Genomic DNA, 22,430 nt, shown 5'->3' with positions numbered 1-22,430 from the left:
TAAAAGTGGCATTTCCCACTTTACGTACCATTAAACTTCATTTTTTAAACGAAAACCTAATTTTGCAAAAGGCTCAATTACAAATGTTTTCCTATTTCAAGTAATTCTGTTACAAAAGCACTTTCACTGACTAAGAATTCAAGATAGATGGTTATGTAGGAATGTTTTTGTCAACAGGCAACTGCTCTTTTTGGTCAGAATAGCCGGTGTTAGAAAAGAGGACTGTTTTGGTTTTGGAGAAATACTCCACTTTTAGAAAATACAATGGCGGATAACTCCATTTTTGATATAATGACGGTAGAAAGCAAGCTTCGATCCGAAAAATTCGGCAATCATACGAACGAGACCGGGCTTATGACCCAAAGGGGGAGCGACATGGCAGGACACACCGAGGAGCTGTCCAATCCGGGGCTGAAAAACAATACGCTTTTGCATATCCAAAGTCTTCTGCCCTCCTTTACGAAATCGGAGCAAAAAGTCGCGAGCATCGTCTTGCAGCAGACAGACAGCGTCATCTACTCATCCGTGATCGACCTCGCGGAAAAGGCGGGCGTGGGCGAGACGACCGTGCTGCGCTTTTGCCGGAAGATCGGTTTTCGCGGCTATCAGGAGTTCAAGCTGGCGCTGGCGCAGGAGCTGGTTGCGCCGGTGAAAAACTTGCACGGCGAAGTAGGCGAGGACGATTCGCTGGAGACGATGGCGCAAAAAGTAACGGCGACGAATCAGCAGGCGATTGCCGATACGGCGGCCTTGTTTGATCCGGAGCAGGTGGAGCGCTGCGTGGAGCTGTTGCAACAGGCGGGCACGATTCACTTTTACGGAGTGGGAACATCCGCTGTGACGGCACAGGACGCCAAGTACGCGTTTTTGCGGATCGGACTGCGGGTCGATGCGATGAGCGAGTCGCACCTGCAGGCGATGGCGGCGGCGACATTGGGACCGGGAGACGTGGCGGTCGGGCTGTCCGTGTCAGGCAGCACCAAGGACACGATCGACTCGCTGAAAGTCGCCAAGGAAGCCGGCGCGACGATCATTTGCATCACGCATTACCGCCGCTCGCCGATTACGAACGTGGCCGATATTACGCTTTTGACCGCCGCACAGGAAGGCCCGCTGCAAGGCGGCTCGCTGGCGGCGAAAATCGCCCAGTTGCACGTGCTGGACGTCATCTGCACGACGATTGCCTTGCGCAACAAGGAAAAAGCGCTCACGTACAAGGAACGGACGGCCAAGGCCGTGCTGGAGAGAAAATATTGACTGAGGTGAGATGAGTTGAAGCTCGTAATTGTCAAAGACTATCAGGAGATGAGCCGCAAAGCGGCGGAACTGCTCGCTCGGGAAGTGAAAAACCACCCGCAGACCGTCCTGGGGCTGGCGACGGGCGGCACTCCCGTAGGCATGTACCGGGAGCTGGTGAAGCTGCATCAGGAGGAGGGGATTGATTTTTCCCAGGCGAGCAGCTTTAACCTGGATGAATACGTCGGCCTGTCCTCTGCCCATCCGCAAAGCTATCGCGCCTACATGCAGGAAAACTTGTTCCGCCATATCAATCTGCCGCAGGAAAAAACGCACGTTCCGGCAGGCGATGCGAAAGATTTGGCGAAAGAATGCGCGCGCTACGAGGAAGCGATTCGCGAAGCGGGCGGAATCGACATTCAGGTGCTCGGGATCGGCAACAACGGGCACATCGGCTTTAATGAGCCAGGCTCATCCGCCGAGTCGACGACGCGCGTGGTCCAACTGACGCAGAGCACGATCGAAGCGAATGCCCGTTATTTTGCAAGCGTCGAGGAAGTGCCTACGCAAGCTGTCTCAATGGGGATCAAGACGATTCTCGGCGCGAAAAAAGTCGTGCTTTTGGCGAGCGGCGAGGCGAAGGCAGAAGCTGTGCGGCTGATGCTGGAAGGCGAGCCGACAGCGGATGTGCCCGCTTCCTTGCTCCAGCTTCACCCGGATGTGACAGTGATCGTAGACAAGGCTGCGGCGAGCCAGCTTGGCGTGGCCGCAGCGAGCAGCGAAGACAAGCGGTAGCCGCCGGGCGCCGCTTGTTTCTTTGTTGTTCACCAATCTGTTCCGAATATATGCTCGTCCCTTATGCTATACTGGGAGTGTTGCCATGAGGTTGACCAGATTTTTCTAGAGGAGCTGATTTTCGATGAGCGCAAACGAAGCGTTGCTTACATTAGAAGGTTGGTACACGTATCATAATTTCCGCACCATCAATTGGGAAAAGTGGAGAGCGGCTTCGGCTGAAGAGCGTCAAGCAGCGCTGGACGAGCTGAACGGCCTGATCCAAACATGGGAAGCCAACGAAGCCGAGAACCAGGGCAGCACCGCTTTTTACTCCATCCTCGGACACAAGGCAGACCTCGTGTTCATGTTCCTGCGTCCGACCATGCAAGAACTCGACGAGATCAAGACTGCTTTCAATAAAACCCGCTTTGCTTCCTATACAGAAGCTCCTTACTCGTATGTATCTGTCGTCGAGCTGAGCAACTACGTACATAACCCGGGAGAAGATCCAAAAGCGAACCCGCATGTCCGCGACCGCCTGTATCCGATCCTGCCAAAATGGGAGCACATCTGCTTCTATCCGATGAACAAAAAGCGCGACCTGCAAGACAACTGGTACATGCTGAGCATGCAGGAGCGCCAGGAAATGATGCGCTCCCACGGCATGATCGGCCGCTCCTACGCTGGCCGCGTGAAGCAAATTATCGGCGGCTCCATCGGCTTCGACGATTGGGAGTGGGGCGTCACCTTGTTCGCCAACGATCCGCTGGAGTTCAAGCATATCGTCTACGAAATGCGCTTTGACGAAGTGAGTGCGCGCTTTGGCGAATTCGGCAACTTCCTGGTTGGAAACGTGCTGAACAAAGAGACGCTCGCGAAAAAACTGGAAGTATAGCAATCCATCCAAAAGACCTGCTGTGCGGCCTGTCGCATCGGCGGGTCTTTTTTTACTGCATTTTCCAGATAAAATGGTAGAATAAGGAGGGACGTCCAAAGAAAGAGAGGAGAGGGTAGTTTTGCTACGAGGCACAAAATCGTGGGGGCTGGCAATGGGCATGTCGTCGTCTTTGCTGCTGACCACGCTGTTTGCAAATGCGGGGACAATCGGGGGAGCGCCGTTGGTTTACGCGGCCGAGCAGCCGACAGCGAAGACGTTGACGCAGGAAGAAGCGCTCAAGCAGGCGCAAAAATGGGTGGCGGTTCCGGCGGACTACAGGCTTTTGCGGGCGCGCTATGTCGGCGCAAACGAAGCGTATTCAACCGAGCCGATCTGGCGGGTGGTCTGGGAAAAAGCAAACGAAGCAAGTCTTTCCGTAACAATTGATGCGGTATCGGGAAAATTGTTGGACTATTCCAAGTATGGAGAAAACGAGAGCGGCGGAGGCTCAGCGCAAATTTCCAGAGAGCAAGCGGAAAAAGCGGCCACCGCATTTCTCGAGCGGGTAACGACAGCAGACGAGCGGGCACGCCTGTCCAAAGCAAATGAGTATGTGCCCCCTAATCAGCCTATGTTCCGCGGCGAACAGCGGGAATTTGTCACCTTTACCCGCGTGGAAAACGAGATTCCTTTTTTGGAAAACGGTTTTCGGTTCATCGTGGACCACAACGGGGAAGTGATGAGCTTCAGCCGGGAGTGGTACGAAGGCAAGCTGCCTGATGCCGCAAAGGTGATCGACAGCGCCGAAGCCGCGAAAAAGTGGGACGAGCAGGCTGCTCCTACTTTGCTGTTCAGCGACATGTCCGTGTTCGGACGATCGCAGCGTCTGGCTCCCTTCCAGCTTGCGTACAAATACGAAGCGGACGATCCGCAATTCGTGGATGCAGCAACCGGACAACTGCTCAATGCGCTTGGCAAAGAGGCGAGCGCGAAAAACATCGAGCCGTTGGGAAATACGCATGCCAAAGCAGAGGAAAAACCGCTGATTTCAAAAGAAGAGGCGCAGCGAATTGCCGAGCAATACATCAAGAAGCTGCCGGGGTCATACCGCTCTGAGGGCAGCAACGGGGGCGGCACCAGCTCCGGCGTGGATGGGGTCGAGGTGCGCAGATGGAGTTTCAGCTTCACGCCGCTTCAAGGAAACGGTTCGGGTGAGGAGCAGACAGAACTCAGTATCAACGACCGCGGCGAGCTGGTGGAATACAGTGTCAACGAGAATGCGCGATTCCAGAGATCAGGACAAAAATGGGAAAAGGCAGTCACCTGGGAGCAAGCAGAGGCATCCGCGCTCAAGCTGGTGCGTACCTTGTATGCGGACAGGCTCGGCGACATTTACCTGGTCAAACAATCCCCGTCAAAGGAGACGCTCCAGAGCATGCAGGAGAAGGGTCTGCCGTACGAGATTACGTTTGGCTGGCTGCAAGACGGCATCCCGATTGAATATGCGCAGTTCGCGGTAGAGGTCAATCCCGAGACCGGGGTAGCCGAGACACTGGACAACCGCAGCCGTTGGGACGGGACGCCGTTTGTCGGGGCAGTGGGCAAGGACATCGTGGACCGCGCTGCTGCGAAAAAGGCCGAGCAGAAGCAAAAAACGCTACAGTTGACCTATTATTTGCCGCAGGAAGAACCATTTCCGGTGCCGCCGCAGCCGCGCGAGCCGATTCTCGTGTATCGCTACGTAGGCGATGCGGGAGTTGTCCTGGCAGAGACGGGCGAATGGCTCAGCTTTGCCGAGGCGAAAAAACAGCAGAAGCCGAGCGACATCGAAGGCCATCCGCAGCAGGCGGCACTGGAACTGGCGCTGCGCATGAATTGGCTGAGCGCTGAAGACGGAAAATTGGAGCCGGATAAAGCCGTGACGCGCGGCGAGCTGATCCAGATGATCGGCCGTTTGACGAACCGGATCGAGTTCAACTACCTCCGGCCGCGTTTCTCCAGCGACGAACAACAGAAGCCTTACCCGTTTGCCGACGTGGATGTCAAACACCCGAATTACGCCGCGATCCAGAAAGGGCTGCAATACGGACTGATTCCGAAAACGGGCCAGACGTTTGCGCCAGACCGGACGGCGACGCGCGCCGATGCAGCAGATATCGTCGCCCGCCTGCTCGGCTACGGGGATGTGCTGGACAAGCCGGAGTTTTTTACAGTGCCGTATCAGGACGTGCCGAAAAAGCAGGTGCCGGCAGTGGCGTTGGCGACGGCTCACGGCCTGTTGAAAGGAAAGTCGGCAGCCTCGTTCGCGCCTGAGGGAACCGTATCGCGGGGAGACGTTGCGGAGGTAATGCAAGCCCTTTACGAGCTGAAAAAGACAAAGCAGTAGCCGCCCGAGCAATCGCCCGGTAGGCAGGACAAGCGGACACCATCATGGAGACGATGGTGTCTTTTTTCTTGGAAACCGATTTGTCATCAAAACGTACTTGTAATAGGATGGGAGAAATGCGTGGAACAAGAGAAACGCTTCCGGCAAAAACGTCCGGGAGGCGAGGGAGAGGGTGCGGATGAAAAGTATCAAGCCAGGAAGAGGGCCGTCGGCAATGGGGGCGGCCGGAAGCATCGCAGCCGTTGTTTTCGGCATTTTTTGGACGATCATGGCGTTTGTGATTACACAAGATTCGCCGTTTCCTATGGTCGGGACCATTTTTCCGCTGTTTGGCGTCGTGTTCGTCATTATAGGCATTGCGCAAGGTGTCTATCACTATAAAAACGCCACCGGAAAAGAACGGATGTCGCTCTACGATATTACCGATGCGAGCGAAGAAGGCGATCCGCTGAACCGCAAGTACGGCGGCGAGCGCGCAGCAGGGAAGCCGACAAGGACAGAAGCAGCGGGCGAAAAAGCGTTTTGCCCGTACTGCGGACAGCGCGTGCAGGCCGACTACCAATACTGTCCAGGCTGCGGGAAAAAAGTGTGACGGCGACAGCCTTTTGCCGACTGTGCACTACGCTTGCAAGCCGCTTCGCTTCATGCAACGTTTACTTTTTTTAACAAAGTCTTGTCTTTGGTTCGCGGGCGCTTTTTGGTACAGTAAAGGAAAAGGGAAGCGACATCAGAGCGGAGGGGAACAAGACTGAGCTTTCTCAAACTGAAAATCGGCTATCGTACATTAAAAACGGCTATTGGGACGGCGATCTCGATCTTTTTGGCCCAGCAGCTTGATCTGATGTATCCGGCATCGGCGGGAATCATTACGATTCTTTGCATCCAGGTGACGGTCAAGCAGTCGTTTCGCACGGCGTGGAACCGGATCATGGCCAGCTTTCTCGGGCTGGGGATCGGGATGGCGCTGTTTTATTTTTTGGGCTACTCGCCGTTGGCTATCTTGCTTGCGATTCTTTTGTTTTTGCCGCTGGCCGTGCGCTTCGGGATTCAGGAAGGCTTCGTCAGCAGCATGGTCGTGCTCATGCATCTGTACTCGTCCGAGCGAATGGATCTCCCGCTGCTTTTGAACGAAGCGGGGCTGTTGGTGATCGGCGTGGGCGTCGCGCTGCTCGTGAACTTGTACATGCCGAGCCTGGACAAAGATTTGCGCGCGATGCAAAAGCAGGTGGAGCAGTTGTTCCGGCAAATTTTGCGGGAGTTCAGCTACTATTTGCGACACGGCGAGAGCGAGTGGGACGGAAAAGAGATGATCGAGGCGCCCGGTCTGCTGGAAAAAGCGATTCGGCTGGCGTCGCGCGACATCGACAACCGGCTGGGACGCCGGGATGATTCGTACTACCAGTATTTTGTCATGCGCGAAAAGCAGTTTGAGCTGCTGGAGCGGATGATGCCGATCGTGTCGTCGCTGGACACGCAGGTGCCGCAGAGCCACCGCATCGCGGACTTTCTCGAACAAATCAGCGCATCGGTGCATCCGGGCAATACGGCGTACCGCTTTATCGACCAACTTCGCCAGATGCGCGAGGAGATCAAAGAGTCGGAGCTGCCGCGCACGCGCGAGGAGTTCGAGACGCGGGCGTCGCTGTTTTACTTGTTGCGCGAGATCGAAAACTATTTATTCATCAAGCATGAGCTGGGCAAGAACAGTGACGACAAGAAGACAGCAGCCGTAAACAAGGCGAAGCCAGGCGCGTAAAGCCTGGCACAGCGACAGTGGCTTCCTCTGGTTGAAGAGCCGGAGGAAGCCGCTTTTTTTGGCGTTCATGCATATTTATTCAGCAAATTAAATTTTTCTTGAATGTCTGAAAATATACAATTATAATTTAAATCAGAAATCATTTCCGGTATTCGGAAAAAGTATAAGAGGCAATCCATCCGGCAGCAGATAGATAGGGGGATAGCAGGATGATTGAGGTTAAGCAGCTTGTCAAATCTTTCGGCTCGCTCACGGTACTGAAAGGGGTAACGCTCAAGGTCGAGGAGAAAGAAGTCGTCGTCTTGCTCGGGGCCAGCGGTTCAGGCAAAAGTACGTTGCTGCGTTGCCTGAATTTTCTGGAGTTTCACGATGGCGGCGAAATCTGGATCAGCGGGCAGAAGATTGACCCGCACAAGACCAACCTGAACCATTTTCGCGAGAATGTGGGCATGGTCTTCCAGCACTTCAACCTGTTCCCGCACAAGACGGTACTGGAAAACGTGATCGAAGCGCCGGTGCACGTCAAAGGAATGAAGGCGGCGGAAGCGAAAGAGCTGGCGTACGAACTGCTGAAAAAAGTAAACATGCAGGATAAGGCGGATGTCTACCCGGACATGCTCTCGGGCGGACAGAAGCAGCGCGTGGCGATTGCGCGGGCGCTTGCGATGAAGCCGAAAATCATGCTTTTCGATGAACCTACCTCCGCACTTGACCCTGAGCTGGTCGGCGAAGTGTTGCAGGTAATGAAGCAGTTGGCAAAAGAAGGAATGACCATGATCGTCGTGACCCATGAGATGGGCTTCGCCCGCGAGGTTGCCGACCGGGCGGTGTTCATGCACGATGGTCAAATTTTGGAGCAAGGGCCGCCTAGTGCGTTCTTTGAAAACCCGCAGCATGAGAGAACAAAACAGTTTTTGGGCAGTATCCGCTAAAAAAGAGAAACAGGGGGAATTTCAGATGAAAAAACGTGCAAAATGGTCAGGAGTTTTGTTGTCGACCGTACTGTTGGGCTCGCTTTTGCTCGCGGCATGCGGCTCGCAGGAGAGCAGCGCGCCAGCAGGCGGCGGACAGGCAGCGGGCGGCGAAGGCAAAAAAGATTTTACGTACGCGATGAGCGGAGTGTACAAGCCGTTCAGCTTTAAAGAAAACGGAGAACTGACAGGCTTTGACGTGGAAATCGGCAAGGCTTTGGCGGAAAAAATGGGCATGAATCCGGTGCCGATCACAAACCCGTTTGAGACGATCATCCCTGGTCTGGAAGCGAAAAAATACGATACGATCATCGGCAGCTTGACGGTGACGCCAGAGCGGCAAAAGGTAGTTTCCTTCACGAACCCGTACTATCGCTCCGGCTCGCAAATTTTCGTCCAGGAGGGCAATACGACGATCAAGAGCAAGGAAGACCTGAAAGGCAAAAAGATCGGCGTCGTGAAGGCTTCCAACTACCTCGACTGGGCGAGAAAGCTGACGGATGAAGACAAGATCACGCAGTACGACAGCGATATTACGGCGTTGCTCGACTTGCCGACAGGACGCCTCGATGCGGTCATTACCGACCAGGTAGTAGGCTTGCGCTTTATTAAAGAGGGCGGCGGCAAAGTGATCGACGTCGGCGAACCGCTCAGCTACGATGAACAGGCGATTGCCGTGCGACTGGGCGACCAGGAGGCAGTCGACCGGATCAACAAGGCACTGGACGAAATCATTAAAGACGGCACCTATGAAACAATCAGCCAAAAATGGTTTGGCCGCAATATCCTGCAAAAACAATAAAGTGGGCAACGGGGTGTCCGGTCTGGGCGCCCCCCTTTTTCCGCTTCATGTGAGGAGGATCTCCAATGATTATTGATATTTTCCTATCCAGTTATCCCCTTTTCCTTAAAGCGACATGGCTGACCGTGCAGCTTACGGCAGTCGCCCTCTTGCTCGGGTGCATCGTCGGTCTGGTCATTGCCTTTTTCCGCATATCCGATTCCAAGCCGCTCAACTACTTCGCGCACGTGTACATTACCGTCATTCGCGGCACGCCGCTGATCGTGCAAATTTGTATTTTGTACTTCGGGCTGGCGAACATGGTGACGCTCTCCCAGTTCTGGGCGGGGGCTATCGCGCTTGCGGTCCACAACGGCGCGTACATCGCCGAAATTTTCCGCGGCTCGATCCAGTCGATTGACCGCGGACAGATGGAAGCGTCGCGCTCGCTCGGGATGTCGTATCCGCTGGCGATGCGCCGGATTATTTTGCCGCAGGCGTTCCGCAGGGCGATTCCGGCGCTAGGCAACCAGTTCATCATCGGGCTGAAAGACTCGTCGCTGGTCGCGTACGTAGGAATGCAAGATTTGTGGGGGACCGGTCTCGGCGAGGCGGCTTCCAACTACAAGCAGTTGGAAACGTACATGGTTGTCGGCTTGTACTATCTCGTGCTGATTATGCTGTTCACTTATTTTGTCAACCGATTGGAAGCCAGGCTGGCCCGGGGAAGGGCGCCGAAAAAGCAAGACAAAGGGACGAGTGTTGCAGCGTAACGCACTTTTACGGAGGACGAAGCAATTATGGTTCAATCTATCGAGCGGACGATGAAAATTATCAGAGTGCTGATATCTGACGAAAAACCTGCCTGGCCGATTTCGGAGCTAGCTGACGCAACTGGCCTGCCCATCAGCACGCTCCATCGTTTTCTCGACTCGATGATCCAGTTCGGCCTGGTTGAGCAGGAGCCTGCGACCAAGCATTACAAGCCGGGATATACCTGGATGGAAATCGGCTTTATCCTGCATGAAAAGCTGAATTTGCGTGCCGTGGCGCGGCCGTTCATGGAGGAACTGGCAAACGAGGTCGAGGAGAGCATTTTCCTCAACGTGCCGGCGGGGACAGATTCGATGCCGATCGAAAAGGTCGAAAGCCCGCTGAAAATCCGCATCGACGAGAATTTGGGGGAGCGCATTCCTCTCACGATTGGCGCTCCCAGCAAAATGATTCTCGCTCATGCCAAGGCGGCTGAAATCGCCAAGGTCGTCTCTGCGCAACTGCCCGAGCAGCGGCAGCAGGCATTTGTAGAGCAACTGGCAGCAGCGAAGCAGAGCGGCTATGCCATCAGCTACGGGGAGAAAACGGAAGGGACGATGGCAGTCGCAGCCCCGGTCTTCGGCTACGGCAACCAGCTCGTGGCGGCCTTGTCGATCAATGCGCCGATCTTCCGGGTCCCGGAGGAAAGGCTGCCGCAGCTCATTGAAAAAGTAAAAGAGAAGGCCACCGCGATTTCGGCAAGAATCGGTGGAGCCTAGATCAAACCTCCATTTCCGGATGAACGGATGGAGGTTTTATTTCTTCTAATGCTTACTATTGGAACTTTCAATTTTTTTGCCTCAAAAAGTTGTGGTAGTGTGAAGGGAATCGAGAGGAGGCACACAAGACATGTTTCCATTTCGCGTCATCAATCAGGAAACCACGGAAGACTTACTGGATATGGCCAGCGTGATCGAAGTGGTCGAGCAAGCCTACCAGATGAAGTCGGCGCAGCAAGCGACGCTGTTTCCGATGATCTTTCACGAATTTGTACCGGGGAAAGCAGACATGGACATCAAATCCGGTCATTTGCCCCAGGCGGACGTGTTTGGACTGAAGCTCGTCTCCTGGTTTGGGGACAACGATCAGAAAGGCTTGCCGCAACTGCTCGGGACTGTGATGGTGCTGGACAGCCGCACAGGCGTCCCGCAGGGGATTTTGAGCGGCGAACACATCACCTGCATGCGGACAGGCGCGGCAGGGGGGATCGGAGCGAAGTATTTGGCCCGCCCGGAATCGGAGCATTTGCTGATGATCGGGACGGGGCACCAAGCGCCTTTTCAGATCATGGCAACATTGATGGCGATTCCAAACATCAAGCGAGTCTCCATCAGCAACCCGCGTTCCCATGCAAAAGCAGAGAAGTTCGCAGCAGAGATCAAAGACAAGCTGCTCGCCAAGTTCGTCTCGAAGTACAAGGGCGACGAATACGAGCGGTACGCACAAAAATGCGAAGTAGAATTTGTGGCGGTAGACGACCTCGAAGCGGCAACAGGACAAGCGGACGTCATCATTACCGCGACACCAGCGCGGGAGCCGTTCATCCGCCGCGAATGGGTCCGGCCTGGCACGCACATTACGTGCATCGGCGCCGACATGGAAGGCAAGCAGGAAATTGACGAGCGCCTTTTCGCTGTCGGACGCGTCTTTACCGACGATATCGGGCAGGCTGTACGCGTGGGCGAAACCGAGATTCCGCTGAAAAAAGGACTGATAACAGAAGCAGACATCGCGGCGGAGATCGGGAGTGTTATTTCCGGGCATGCCGCCGGGCGACAGTCTGCGGAAGAAATCACGATTTTTGACAGCACAGGGATTGCCATTCAAGATTTGCTGACGGCGCAACATATTTTGCGGATGGCCGAAAGCCGCGGCGCAGGAGCCATCGTCGACCTGTAGAGAGTCAGAAGCGGTACTGGACTTGGACTGGATGAACAAAGGAGAGGAACAGCCATGAGAATTGCCCCTTTTAAAGTGGAAGAATGGATGAACGCCTACGAGCTGGAGGCCGTGTACAATATCGCGGAAACGTGCGTCGATTCGCTCACCGTGGAAGAACTGATCCGGCTCTCTGCGGAACCGGAAGACTTTTTTCGCGAGATGGCGCAAAAGAAGCTGACGTACGGCCACATCGAAGGCTCGCCGGAGTTCCGCAGCCTTGTTGCGGGGATGTACGAGACGATGAAGCCGGAAAACATTTTGGCGATGAACGGAGCGATCGGCGCCAACTTTTTGACCTTGTTTTCGCTCGTAAACCCCGGCGATGAGGTCGTTGCCGTCCACCCGACCTACCAGCAAATTTACGAGGTGCCTGCGGCTTTCGGAGCAGAGGTGAAGCATTTGCGCCTGGTGCCGGAAAAGCAGTTTTTGCCTGACCTGGACGAGCTGCGCGCGCTGGTCACCGACAAGACCAAGCTGATCTGCATCAACAACCCGAACAATCCGTCCGGGGCCTTGATGGACGAAGCTTTGCTGCGGGAGATTGTGGAGATTGCCCGTTCGGTTGACGCCTATTTGCTGTGTGACGAGGTGTACCGCCACTTGCACCAGGACCCGGAGATCGTCGTGCCGTCCATTGTCGATTTGTATGAAAAAGGGATCGCGACGAGCAGCATGTCCAAAGTGTTTTCGCTCGCCGGGCTGCGTCTGGGCTGGATCGCAGCGCCGCTCGACGTCATCAAAAACTGCATCTCGCACCGCGACTACACGACGATCAGTTGCGGGATGCTCGACGACATGCTGGCTGTGCACGCGTTGAAAAACCGGGACAAGATCATGGAGCGCAACCTGAAAATCGTGCGGGACAACCTGCAAATTCTCGACGACTGGGTGGCGAGCGAGCCGCTCATCTCCTACGTCAAGCCGCAGGCAGGCACGACTGCGATGCTGAAATACGAGCTGGATATGCCATCGGAAACGTTTTGCATCGACTTGTTCAAATCGACGGGAGCCTTTTTGACGCCAGGAAGCTGCTTCGACATGGAAGGCTGGGTGCGGATCGGGTACGCTTGCGATACAGAGGTGCTCAAGGCTGGTCTGGCGCAGGTTTCGAAGTTTTTGCAGGCGCAAAAGTAAGCGGCGGGAAAAAGCGGGGAGAGTCTCTTTTGCCAGCGGAGCGAGGGAGGCTCGCCTGCCTCGCGCTTGCGCTTCTGGGGTTACAGGACTTGGATTTGATATCGAACAGGGGGGATATCATGAGTCAGCCACATGCAGAAGCGCAGCCGAAAAAACCGAAAAAGCTGCGGGAAATCAACGTGTTTGCCCTGCTTTTTGCCGTCATTGCCGTGGCGGTCGTTTTGACGTATGTGTAGCCTGCCGGAGAGTACGGGCGGGTGGAAGTGAACGGGCGGAGCGTCATTAATCCTCAGTCGTTTCAATGGCTGGAATCCGCGCCAGTCAAGCCGCTTGGGCTTGTGAACAGCGTGCATACAGGCTTGGTGGAAGCTTCGGGCATTATCTTTTTTGTACTGATAATTGGCGGAACATTCGGTATTTTGGTGGCGACAGGGGCGATTGAAGCGCTGATCGTCACGCTTTCCAGGCTGCTTCGGAACCAGGAAAAATGGCTGATTCCGATCATGATGCTGTTTTTTGCCGCGGGAGGCTCCCTCATGGGGATGGAGGAGGAGACGATCCCCTATATTGCAGTTCGGGGACGGCATCTCCAACATTTTTATTCCGACCTCGGGGTATTTCATGGCAGGGCTTGCTCTTGCAGGCATTCCGTGGATTCGCTGGATGAAGTGGATTTTGCCGCTGATTTTGCTGCAGTATGCAATCGCGGCGGTAGCGGTCAATTTGGCAGGGAAAGTGTTGCCTATGTCCAACCTGTCATGGGGGGCGAAGATTTTTCCTATTACTTGCAGGAAAAGCCCGGTGCCTTCCTGTTCGTAGGGATGGGAGGCGAAAACAGCAAGTATCCGCACCATCACCCCCGCTTTGATCTCGACGAAGAGGCCATTCCGGTGGGCATCGAGCTGTTTGTTCAATTGGTGAAGCATTTTTCCTGAGGAGGGAATGAAGTTGTTAACTGTATCGTTTCTGGATATTGTCAAAGCACACAAAAAGTTGCAGGGGCAGGTGCTCCACACCCCGTTGATTTCATCCGCGGCCCTGTCCGCCCTGGCTGGGGCTGACGTTTGGCTGAAGCTGGAGTGCCAGCAAAAGACAGGTTCGTTCAAGGTGCGCGGCGCCTTGAACAAGATCGCTTCGCTTACAGCGGAGGAGCTGGCGCGAGGCGTCATTACGGCGTCTGCGGGCAATCACGCGCAAGGGGTGGCCTATGCGGCGGCACTGCGGGGAGTGTCCGCCCTGATTGTTGTACCAAGCACAGCGCCGGAGACGAAAAAAGCGGGAATCAGACGCTACGGCGCAGAGCTGGTCGAGCATGGCAACAGCTATGACGAGGCGGAGAGCTACGCCTACGAGCTGGCAAAAGCAACGGGCCGTACATTCGTGCACGCTTTTGAAGACGACCACATCATTGCGGGACAAGGAACCGCAGGGTTGGAGGCCATGCTTGCGGAGCCGGACTTTGACGCGATTCTCGTGCCTGCGGGCGGAGGCGGGCTGATTTGCGGAGTGGCACTGGCGGCAAAGGCGATCAACCCGCAGGTGCAGGTGATCGGAGTCCAGACGCACGCTTCGCCGCCGTGGTACTACTCGTTTCGGGAAAAGCGGCTGGCAGACGTCGTGTACAGCGACTCGCTGGCAGACGGTCTGCACGGCGGCATTTCCCAGGGCAATCTCGACCTGGCGCTTGAGATCGTCGACGACTTCGTGCTCGTCGAGGAGGAGCATGTCGCCCAGGCGATGTACTGGCTGGCAAAAGAGCACCATCTAATAGTCGAAGGCTCAGGAGCTGTCGGAGTCGCTGCGCTGATGCAAGGCGTCGTGGGCGAGCTGGCCGGAAAAAAGGTGCTGACCATCGTGAGCGGCAGCAATGTGGACGCCGCCAAGCTGGCGGGGATCGTGGCCCGCTACTCCTAGCACGCAGCGTGCAGCCCGCAGGTTGAACTTCATGTCCACTCTCGGCTACACTTTTCCCTAGAGAGGCAGAAACGGCGGGAGGGTGATAGCGAACATGGAGTTGCGCAATTTGAAAACGTTTCAGGTCGTAGCCGAGCATCTGAACTTGACGAAGGCGGCCGAGTTGCTCGGCTACAGCCAGCCGACGATTACGCTGCAGATTCAGGCGCTGGAGCGGGAGCTGGGCCATCCGCTGTTGAACCGGGTGGGCAAGCGCACGTTTTTGACCCCGGCAGGGAAAACGGTGAAGCAGCATACCGACCAGCTTTTCTCTGTGCTGCAGCATATGGAGGAAGGGCTGAACCACCTGGATTTGCCTGTGGGGCCGCTCGTCGTGGCCGCTCCCGAATTTTACTGTACCCAGTACATGCCGCAAATGCTCAAGGCGTACGTCGAGACACATCCGCAGGTGAATTTGCAGGTCATCTCGTGCACGAGCCAGGAAGCGCTGAAAAAAATTCAGGCGCACGAGGCGGATATCGGGATCATTGCCGGAGTCAGTTCGCAGCCGGGGATTTATTCGATGGTGGTCGATTTGGAGGAATTCGCCCTGGTTGCCGCGCCGGAAATGGTAAAAGGACGCTCGATGGCAGAAGTACTGGCCGTATTTCCGTTTTTGTCCTACCAGGAGGGCTGCAATCTGGACGGGTTTATTACCCAATGCTTGCTGGAGATCGGCTACGTTCCGCCCTCCGTCATCAAGTGCAGCAGCGAGGAAACGATCAAGCGTTCCGTGCTCAATCAGACGGGGATCGCCCTGCTCAGCACGGCATTGGTGGAAAAAGAGCTGCGCACGGGCGAGCTGATCCAGTTGTACCGTTTTTCCAAAAAGGCGGAAACCTCGCTCGTCTGCCTGGAGCGCCGCCGGGACGAGCCGGCGATTGAAACTTTCATGGAACTGGTGAAGGACGTGTGGCTGTCGGTGCGAGAAGAGTAGCGGGAGCGCGTTTTGATACGGGAAAGGAAAGCGAAATGGGAATAAGCCGTGCGCAACGAGACACTTCATGAGGCAGAAGTGTCTTTTTTTAATGGGCATCATTTTGGATGGACAGTTTTACCCGTGGAGCGGGGAAGCGGCAGGCGAGATTGGCAGCATGATGATCGGCCCGGTACATAACTGCCCGAATGGCGTGTCAGAGTTTGGCAGCAGGGCCAGGTCAAGGGATTTCTCTCTGACTTTCAGGAAGGGGCGAGTGTCATAGAAGAGCTCATTTTAGTAGCTTTATTTTTTACTTTAATTGAAAATACATACACAAAAGTAAAAGTAATAAGCAAACATCCAGAAAATATCTGAAAGACAAGAGCAAATTATTTGACTATTCCGAAGGGTGTAGGTATAATTTGCTTATCTTTGTTAGTAAACTTAACTAACTGCTGTGGTGGTGATTGTATAGGCGTGCGAGCTCCGAGAAAAACAGGCAACAGTAAACTCGTCAAGAAACTGAACAAGGAAGAAGTTTTACAGCAGGTCATTCAGCACGGTCAGATTTCCCGCGCCGATATTGCCAAGCAGACCATGCTCAGCCGCCCGTGTGTCTCTGCCCTGGTCGATGAAATGATCCAGGAAGGACTGCTGCAGGAAGTGGGCATGGGCGATTCCAAAGGCGGCCGCAAGCCGATTTTGCTGGAGTACAACTACCAGGCTTACGCCATTGCCGGAGCGATCTTCGAAGGCTCGACGCTGGACATGGCGATTGCGGACATGAAGGGGGAGTTTCTCGCCCGGCATCGCAAGCGGCTGGCGCAGCCGGCGAATGGCGAGACCGTCATTGAGGATTTGGCAGCGGGTCTGGAGCGGCTGCTCGCCGAGAGCGGGATCCCGCGAGAGCGACTGCTCGGGATGGGCGTCGGCTTGCAGGGGGTTACACAGCGGGGAAGCGGTACGGTCAGCTTTTCGCCGAGCACCGGATGGATGGGGTCGCCGATTTTGCAAACCATCGAGGCGCGTCTGGGCGTGCCTGTCATTATCGACAACGATGTCAACATGATGACGCTGGGCGAATACGTTCGCGGGGCAGGCGTCGGCCACTCCAACGTCGTCTACATGTACGTCGGTACAGGCATCGGTGCGGGCATCATTTTGGATGGACAGTTTTACCGGGGGAGCCGGGAAGCGGCAGGCGAGATCGGCTTCATGATAATCGGCCCGGTACATAACCGCCCGAATGGCGCGTCAGGGGTGTTCGAGACGCATTATTCCATACCGGGTATTTGGCAGCAGGGCCAGGCCAAGGGATTTCTCTCTGACCTTCAGGAAGGGTCGAGTGTCATAGAAGAGCTCATTTTCCACGCCAAACAAAACAGCGAAGCCAGGCAGCTTCTTCTGGATGTGTACCGGCATTGGGCGTACGGGATGGCGAATATCATCAGCATCTTGAACCCGGAAATTTTGATCCTGAGCGGAGAGATGGTCCACGTCGATGATGAAGGGGTGAAGCAGATTCACGAGTGGCTGACCGAGTGGGTGCCGGAAGTGCCTTGCCTCGAAAAAGCCAGTCTGGGGGAGAGAGCAGGTCTGATTGGCGCCGTCCACAGTGTCTTGGAAGCGTTTCCGTTCACACGACTGCTTGACAAAGAGTGAGAAAACAAAAGGGGGAGTCAGTTTTGAAAAAGGTCAATCACAAGCTGAAAACTTGGATGAAAGGTGTATTCGTCAGCTCCTTGGCGCTGACGGTGGCCGCGTGCTCAGGTGGAGGACAGGAAGCAAAGCCTGCCGACAACGGCGCAGGCGGCCAAGCGGGCACACAGCCAGCGGCCGAAACGCCGGCTCCATCCGGCGAGCCGCAAAAGCTGGTCATTTACACCGGACGGGATAAAAACATTTTCGAAATCGTGTTGCCGAAGTTCAAGGAAAAGTACCCGAACATCGAAGTGGAGACGCTGGAGATGGGCGCGCAGCAAATTTTGGAGCGCGTTCGCGCCGAAAAAGCCAATCCGCAAGCAGACTTCTGGTGGGGCGGCACGCAATCCGCTCTGAGCACGGCCGCTGACGAAGGATTGCTTGCGCCGTACAAGCCGACGTTTGCCGACAAGATTCCGGACTTGTACAAAGACCCGCAAGATCGCTGGTACGGCGAGATGCTGCTGCCAGAGGTCATCATGTACAACTCGCAGGCGCTCAAGCCAGAGGAAGCGCCCCAAGATTGGGATGAGCTGCTCGATCCGAAGTTCAAGGACAAAATCGTCATCCGCAACGTCCTGCCGTCCGGCACGATGCGCACGATCTACTCCGCGATGATCTACCGCCAAGGCCCAGACACGCCGGAAAAAGGCTACGACTGGCTACTGAAGCTGGACGCCAACACAAAAGAGTACACGCAAGACCCGACAAACCTCTACCTGAAGCTTGACCGTCAAGAGGGCGTCATCTCCTTGTGGAACTTGCAAGACGTCCTGATTCAGAGCAAAAAGAACAACCATCCGTACGACTTCATCTATCCGAAGAGCGGAGCACCGATTCTCGTAGACGGAATCGCGCTTGTCAAAGGCGCGAAAAACCTGGATGCAGCGAAAAACTTTATGGAATTTTTGATGAGTCCTGAGATTGCTTCCCAGTTGGCGAAGGAGCGCTTCCAGTTCCCTGCCCGCACTGATATCAGCAAGGACGATCTGCCAGACTTCATGAAAAACCTGGAGCTGAAGCCGCTGGAGCTCGATTGGGGCGTCATGGCCGCCAAAGAGAAAGAGTGGATGCAGCACTGGGACGAAAACATCAAGGGCAAAGGCAAGAAGTAAGCGGCAGTCGGCTAGACGGGAAGGAGCGTTCCTTTCCGTCTAGCTGCTTATGCCAAGCAAGAATGATTTGCCACGAAGGAGGAAACAAAACCTGATGAGCAGCGTAACACTCGATCACGTCCACAAAAGGTTTGGCAATGCAAAAGGAGTAGAAGACGTCCACATTCACATCGAGTCAGGTGAATTTTTTACGTTCCTCGGTCCGAGTGGTTGCGGCAAAACGACGACCTTGCGGATGATTGCCGGCTTTTACTACCCGACAGAAGGACAAATTCGCTTCGGGTCCCAGGAGGTTACGTCCGTTCCTCCGCACAAGCGCAACACAGGCATGGTTTTTCAAAACTATGCACTGTTCCCGCACATGACCGTGTTCGAAAATATCGCGTTCGGCTTGCAGGTAAGATCCGTCAGCAAGACAGAGACAAAGGAGCGCGTAGAGCGAATCATGAAGCTCGTTCGACTGGAGGGCTACGGCGAGCGGCGTATCGACCAGCTTTCCGGCGGACAGCAGCAACGGGTGGCACTGGCGCGGGCGCTGGTCATCGAGCCGCAGATTCTGCTGTTGGATGAGCCGCTGTCCAATCTGGATGCCAAGCTGAGGGAAGAGACGCGCTTTGAGATCAAACGGCTTCAGTTGGAGCTGGGAATTACGACGATCTACGTCACGCACGACCAGGCCGAAGCGATGTCGATGTCCGACCGGATCATGGTCATGCAAGGCGGGGAAGTGCAGCAGGTCGGCACTCCGCACGAAATCTACCACCGCCCTGTGAACCGCTTTGTCGCTTCGTTTATCGGGGAGACGAATCTGTGGGAAGGAACCGTGGTCGGCCTCGACCAGGAGGAAGTGCACGTGCGAATTTCCTCGGGCCAAGTGCTCAGCGGGCTTGTAAAAAATGCTTCGCCGCGCGCCAAGCTGGCTGTCGGGGAGCAGGTCACGCTATCCATCCGCCCCGAATCGGTTCAGGAGAGCAGCGAGCGGGAAGGGACGAACATCGTCGCAGGCACTGTCGTCCTGTCTGAGTTTACCGGGGCGTGTGTCAATTACGTCACGGCAGTCGGGCAGGAGCAGTTGCGCAGCATGTCCATCAACCTGGGACGCCCCATCAAGCAGCGCGGCGATACCATCGGACTGCACATACCGAAGGAGAGCATCTACTTCGCGGGATAAGGGGGAAAAAGCTTTTGAGAGCACAATTGCAGCAAGCGCCGGCATCGGTCAGACGAAAGTCGATCACCGCTTCACCCGCCTTCGTCTATGTGCTGGTCTCGCCACTCTTTTTGATTTTGCTGGCTTATGTCATCTATCCGTTGTTTGAAACGTTCGTCGCCAGCATCCATGTCGACGAGCAGATTACGTGGAAAAACTACACGCGCTTCTTCAGCCTGGAGCATACCGCCAATCTGGAGGCGCTGTGGACGAGTGTGTACATCTCCGTGCTCAGCGTCATCACTTGCGGAATCGTCGGCGTGACGATGGCGTTTTTGCTGGAGCGCTACGAGTTTCCGGGACGAAAAATTCTTTCGGTGCTGGCGCTCGTCCCGATGGCTTTGCCTCCGTTGATCGGCGTTCTGTCTTTTACTTTTTTGTACGGCGAGAGCGGCATCTTCCCGCGCGCGATCAAGGAGCTGTTCGGGCTGGCCCAGGTGCCGTTTTCGCTCAAAGGCATCTGGGGCGTCGTCGTCGTTCATACGTTCACGATGTACACGTACTTTTTCATGACCGCGACCGCCGCGATCAAAGGGCTTGACCCGTCTTTGGAGGAAGCGGCCGCGAGTCTGGGCGCCAACCGCTTTACCGTATGGCGCCGCATCATTTTGCCGATGCTCACGCCGGCGATGGTTGCCTCTTCGCTACTCGTGTTCATGATTTCCATGGCTTCGTACACCGCACCGCTCATCTTCGGCATCGACCGGACGATGACGATGCAAATCTATTTGTCCCGCACCAATGGCGACCTCGACATGGCTGCGGCGCAGTCGACGATTTTGTCGATCGTCTCGATCGCGTTTCTGTTAATCATGCGCTGGTATCAGGGCGCGCGCAACTATCAAAACTTGAGCAAAGGCGTCAGCGTGCACCGGACGGAAATCAAGAGCAAAGCCGGGCGTTACGCCACGATTGTGCTGTCCTTCATCGGCACGGTCATTTTGATGCTGCCGATTCTCGTGCTGGTGCTCATCTCCTTTTCGGTGGATGGAACCTGGACGGTGCAAATATTGCCTCCGCAGTACACGCTGGAGCATTACGTAGACTTGTTTACCGACAGCAAGACGTGGCGTCCGATTGTCAACAGCTTGCAGTTGTCGGCGATTGCGTCGATCGGGATTGTCCTGTTCGGCGTGGCGGCGGCTTACGCCATGGTGCGCCTGAAGTTCCGCGGAAAGACGCTGCTGGATGTGCTGATTATGCTGCCGTGGGCTTTGCCGGGCACAGTTGTCGCGGTGAACCTGATCGCGGCGTTCAGCGAGCCGACCGTGTTCAGCTTTGGGCAAGTCTTGATCGGAACATTCTGGATTATTCCGCTCGCCTATTTTGTCCGCCACCTGCCGCTCGTCTTCCGGTCCACCTCGGCGACCTTGATGCAGATGGACCCGTCCGTCGAGGAAGCGGCGCGCAACCTGGGCGCATCGTGGTGGTACAGCTTCAGGCGGGTCGTGTTTCCGATGGCGTTGGGCGGAATCCTCGCCGGAACGCTGCTGGCGTTCGTGCAGTGTATCGGGGAATTTGTCGCCTCGATCCTGATCTTTACCCCGCGGACGACGCCGCTATCCGTCGCCATTTTCCAGCGCATGTACAGCTTCGAATTCGGCACTGCCTGCGCCTATGGCGTTTTGCAAATCGTCGTCATCATCCTCGTGCTGTTCATCTCTAGCAAGCTGACCAAAGACAAGGCCGGTACAGCGATCTAGCGAAAAGCGCTGTGCGCAAACGGCTTTTGTGGCAAGTCTCGTGGCATCACACGCTACCTGGCGAAAAAGGAGGCGCTTCACGTGGAGTGCAGCGAATCAAGGCCCGACCTACAATTACCGTGCTCCCGCCGTATTCCTTGACGCTGACTCCTTCAGCCGTCGTGCGCAACACGCTGCATACGGAGCAGCCTATTCCGGTAAAAGTAACATTGAAGCAGTATCGGCCAGGTAGCACGACGGCAAAAGTCTCGCTTGTCGTACCGGAAGGCTGGATGGCAGAACCGGAGTGTATCGACGTGCCGTTTGCTTTTCGCGGCGAAACGAGGACGATTGCGTTTACGGTGCAGACGGGACCACAGGTCGAAAACGGCAAGTACGAAGTTTTCGCGCAAGTAACCCGGCCGGACGGCGCGGCAGAGAGTGCCCGGGACGTCCAGGTGATCGAGTATCCGCATGTCGGCCGGACGTATTTTATCCGCCCGACGAAGCTTACCGTCCAGGCTTTCGACTTGGCGATCCCCGAAAATCGGCGGATTGGCTACGTCGCAAGCGGCTTTGACAGCATGGACAAATATTTGCGCGTAGTCGGCGTGCATTGTCTCAACCTCGACGCAGACGAGATCCAGTCGGGCGATTTGTCCCGCTACGACACGATTGTGCTCGGCATTCGCGCTTACGGCTTCCGCAGGGAGCTGATCGAGAACAATCATCGTCTCTTGCAATATGTAGAAAACGGCGGCAATCTCGTCGTGCAGTACCACAAGCCCGAGGACAAGTGGAAGCCCAGCCTCGCGCCGTACCCGATCTTCATCGGCGAATCGCTGATCGACTGGCGGGTCACCAATGAACAGTCAGACGTCCGCATGCTCGCGCCTGAACACCCGATGTTTTGCGAGCCGAATCGGATCACCCAGGCAGACTGGGACGGCTGGGTGCATACAATCCTTCGCGCTGGGGCAGCGAATACACGGAGCTGATCGCCACCAGCGATCCGGGCGAGCCGGAGTTTCGCGGCATTTTTTTGACCGCCCGCTATGGTAAAGGCATCTACACCTACAGCTCTCTCGCCTGGTTCCGCGAGATTCTGCAGCTTGTGCCAGGGGCATTCCGCCTGTTCGCAACATGATTAGCCAGAAGCAGTAAGCCCAAAAGGCCAT

General features: G+C 55.6%; 19 protein-coding genes and 1 pseudogene. All 20 read left to right on the top strand.

Going from position 1 to position 22,430, the window contains the following annotated elements; genetic code table 11:
- The first annotated feature begins 375 nt into the window (after positions 1 to 375).
- On the top strand, positions 376 to 1,257 hold the full coding sequence (locus tag AC3WJN_RS17140) for a MurR/RpiR family transcriptional regulator (RefSeq protein WP_007785845.1): 882 nt from the start codon (positions 376 to 378) through the stop codon (positions 1,255 to 1,257).
- Positions 1,258 to 1,272: 15 nt separating this feature from the next.
- Complete coding sequence (gene nagB, locus AC3WJN_RS17135; RefSeq protein ID WP_007785849.1) at positions 1,273 to 2,031, top strand: glucosamine-6-phosphate deaminase; 759 nt, start codon at positions 1,273 to 1,275, stop codon at positions 2,029 to 2,031.
- Positions 2,032 to 2,155: 124 nt separating this feature from the next.
- Complete coding sequence (hemQ, locus tag AC3WJN_RS17130) at positions 2,156 to 2,908, top strand: hydrogen peroxide-dependent heme synthase (protein ID WP_007785852.1); 753 nt, start codon at positions 2,156 to 2,158, stop codon at positions 2,906 to 2,908.
- A gap of 121 nt (positions 2,909 to 3,029) precedes the next feature.
- Positions 3,030 to 5,276: an S-layer homology domain-containing protein gene (locus AC3WJN_RS17125; protein WP_007785855.1), complete on the top strand. Its 2,247-nt coding sequence runs from the start codon at positions 3,030 to 3,032 to the stop codon at positions 5,274 to 5,276.
- A gap of 178 nt (positions 5,277 to 5,454) precedes the next feature.
- Positions 5,455 to 5,868 carry a zinc-ribbon domain-containing protein gene (locus tag AC3WJN_RS17120; protein ID WP_035317474.1) on the top strand — a complete coding sequence of 138 codons (414 nt, stop codon included), beginning with the start codon at positions 5,455 to 5,457 and terminating at the stop codon, positions 5,866 to 5,868.
- A 156-nt stretch (positions 5,869 to 6,024) separates the two neighbouring features.
- Positions 6,025 to 7,032, top strand: coding sequence for an aromatic acid exporter family protein (locus tag AC3WJN_RS17115; RefSeq protein WP_081494723.1), 1,008 nt, complete (start codon positions 6,025 to 6,027; stop codon positions 7,030 to 7,032).
- Positions 7,033 to 7,241: 209 nt separating this feature from the next.
- Entirely contained in the window at positions 7,242 to 7,964 is a 723-nt protein-coding gene (locus tag AC3WJN_RS17110) for an amino acid ABC transporter ATP-binding protein (RefSeq protein WP_005834628.1), read from the top strand.
- Positions 7,965 to 7,989: 25 nt separating this feature from the next.
- Complete coding sequence (locus AC3WJN_RS17105) at positions 7,990 to 8,805, top strand: ABC transporter substrate-binding protein (RefSeq protein ID WP_005834626.1); 816 nt, start codon at positions 7,990 to 7,992, stop codon at positions 8,803 to 8,805.
- Positions 8,806 to 8,870: 65 nt separating this feature from the next.
- Complete coding sequence (locus AC3WJN_RS17100; protein WP_005828582.1) at positions 8,871 to 9,557, top strand: amino acid ABC transporter permease; 687 nt, start codon at positions 8,871 to 8,873, stop codon at positions 9,555 to 9,557.
- A gap of 27 nt (positions 9,558 to 9,584) precedes the next feature.
- Positions 9,585 to 10,316 (top strand): IclR family transcriptional regulator, encoded by a 732-nt coding sequence (locus tag AC3WJN_RS17095; protein WP_005828580.1) that lies wholly within the window; start codon positions 9,585 to 9,587, stop codon positions 10,314 to 10,316.
- Positions 10,317 to 10,446: 130 nt separating this feature from the next.
- Positions 10,447 to 11,496, top strand: coding sequence for an ornithine cyclodeaminase family protein (locus AC3WJN_RS17090; RefSeq protein ID WP_007785861.1), 1,050 nt, complete (start codon positions 10,447 to 10,449; stop codon positions 11,494 to 11,496).
- Positions 11,497 to 11,550: 54 nt separating this feature from the next.
- Positions 11,551 to 12,672 carry an aminotransferase gene (locus AC3WJN_RS17085; protein ID WP_005828575.1) on the top strand — a complete coding sequence of 374 codons (1,122 nt, stop codon included), beginning with the start codon at positions 11,551 to 11,553 and terminating at the stop codon, positions 12,670 to 12,672.
- A gap of 257 nt (positions 12,673 to 12,929) precedes the next feature.
- The gene (locus AC3WJN_RS17080; RefSeq protein ID WP_492329308.1) at positions 12,930 to 13,607 is read left to right on the top strand and encodes a M20/M25/M40 family metallo-hydrolase; all 678 of its coding nucleotides are present in this window, start codon (positions 12,930 to 12,932) and stop codon (positions 13,605 to 13,607) included.
- A gap of 7 nt (positions 13,608 to 13,614) precedes the next feature.
- Positions 13,615 to 14,586 carry a threonine ammonia-lyase gene (locus tag AC3WJN_RS17075; RefSeq protein ID WP_005828570.1) on the top strand — a complete coding sequence of 324 codons (972 nt, stop codon included), beginning with the start codon at positions 13,615 to 13,617 and terminating at the stop codon, positions 14,584 to 14,586.
- Positions 14,587 to 14,680: 94 nt separating this feature from the next.
- Positions 14,681 to 15,562, top strand: coding sequence for a LysR family transcriptional regulator (locus AC3WJN_RS17070; RefSeq protein ID WP_007785869.1), 882 nt, complete (start codon positions 14,681 to 14,683; stop codon positions 15,560 to 15,562).
- A 459-nt stretch (positions 15,563 to 16,021) separates the two neighbouring features.
- Complete coding sequence (locus tag AC3WJN_RS17065) at positions 16,022 to 17,206, top strand: ROK family transcriptional regulator (RefSeq protein ID WP_005828564.1); 1,185 nt, start codon at positions 16,022 to 16,024, stop codon at positions 17,204 to 17,206.
- 23 nt (positions 17,207 to 17,229) lie between these two features.
- Positions 17,230 to 18,360, top strand: a complete 1,131-nt coding sequence (locus AC3WJN_RS17060) for an extracellular solute-binding protein (protein WP_007785871.1) — start codon at positions 17,230 to 17,232, stop codon at positions 18,358 to 18,360.
- Positions 18,361 to 18,454: 94 nt separating this feature from the next.
- Entirely contained in the window at positions 18,455 to 19,531 is a 1,077-nt protein-coding gene (locus AC3WJN_RS17055) for an ABC transporter ATP-binding protein (protein ID WP_005828562.1), read from the top strand.
- A gap of 14 nt (positions 19,532 to 19,545) precedes the next feature.
- Complete coding sequence (locus AC3WJN_RS17050; protein ID WP_005828560.1) at positions 19,546 to 21,273, top strand: ABC transporter permease; 1,728 nt, start codon at positions 19,546 to 19,548, stop codon at positions 21,271 to 21,273.
- A 116-nt stretch (positions 21,274 to 21,389) separates the two neighbouring features.
- Positions 21,390 to 22,416 (top strand): annotated as a pseudogene (locus AC3WJN_RS17045) (COG1470 family protein); the annotation flags it as partial.
- Positions 22,417 to 22,430 lie beyond the last annotated feature (14 nt).

It is taken from the genome of Brevibacillus sp. FW306-2-1A-C05A, assembly GCF_058781555.1.
This window is presented reverse-complemented; position numbering and strand designations above follow the sequence as displayed.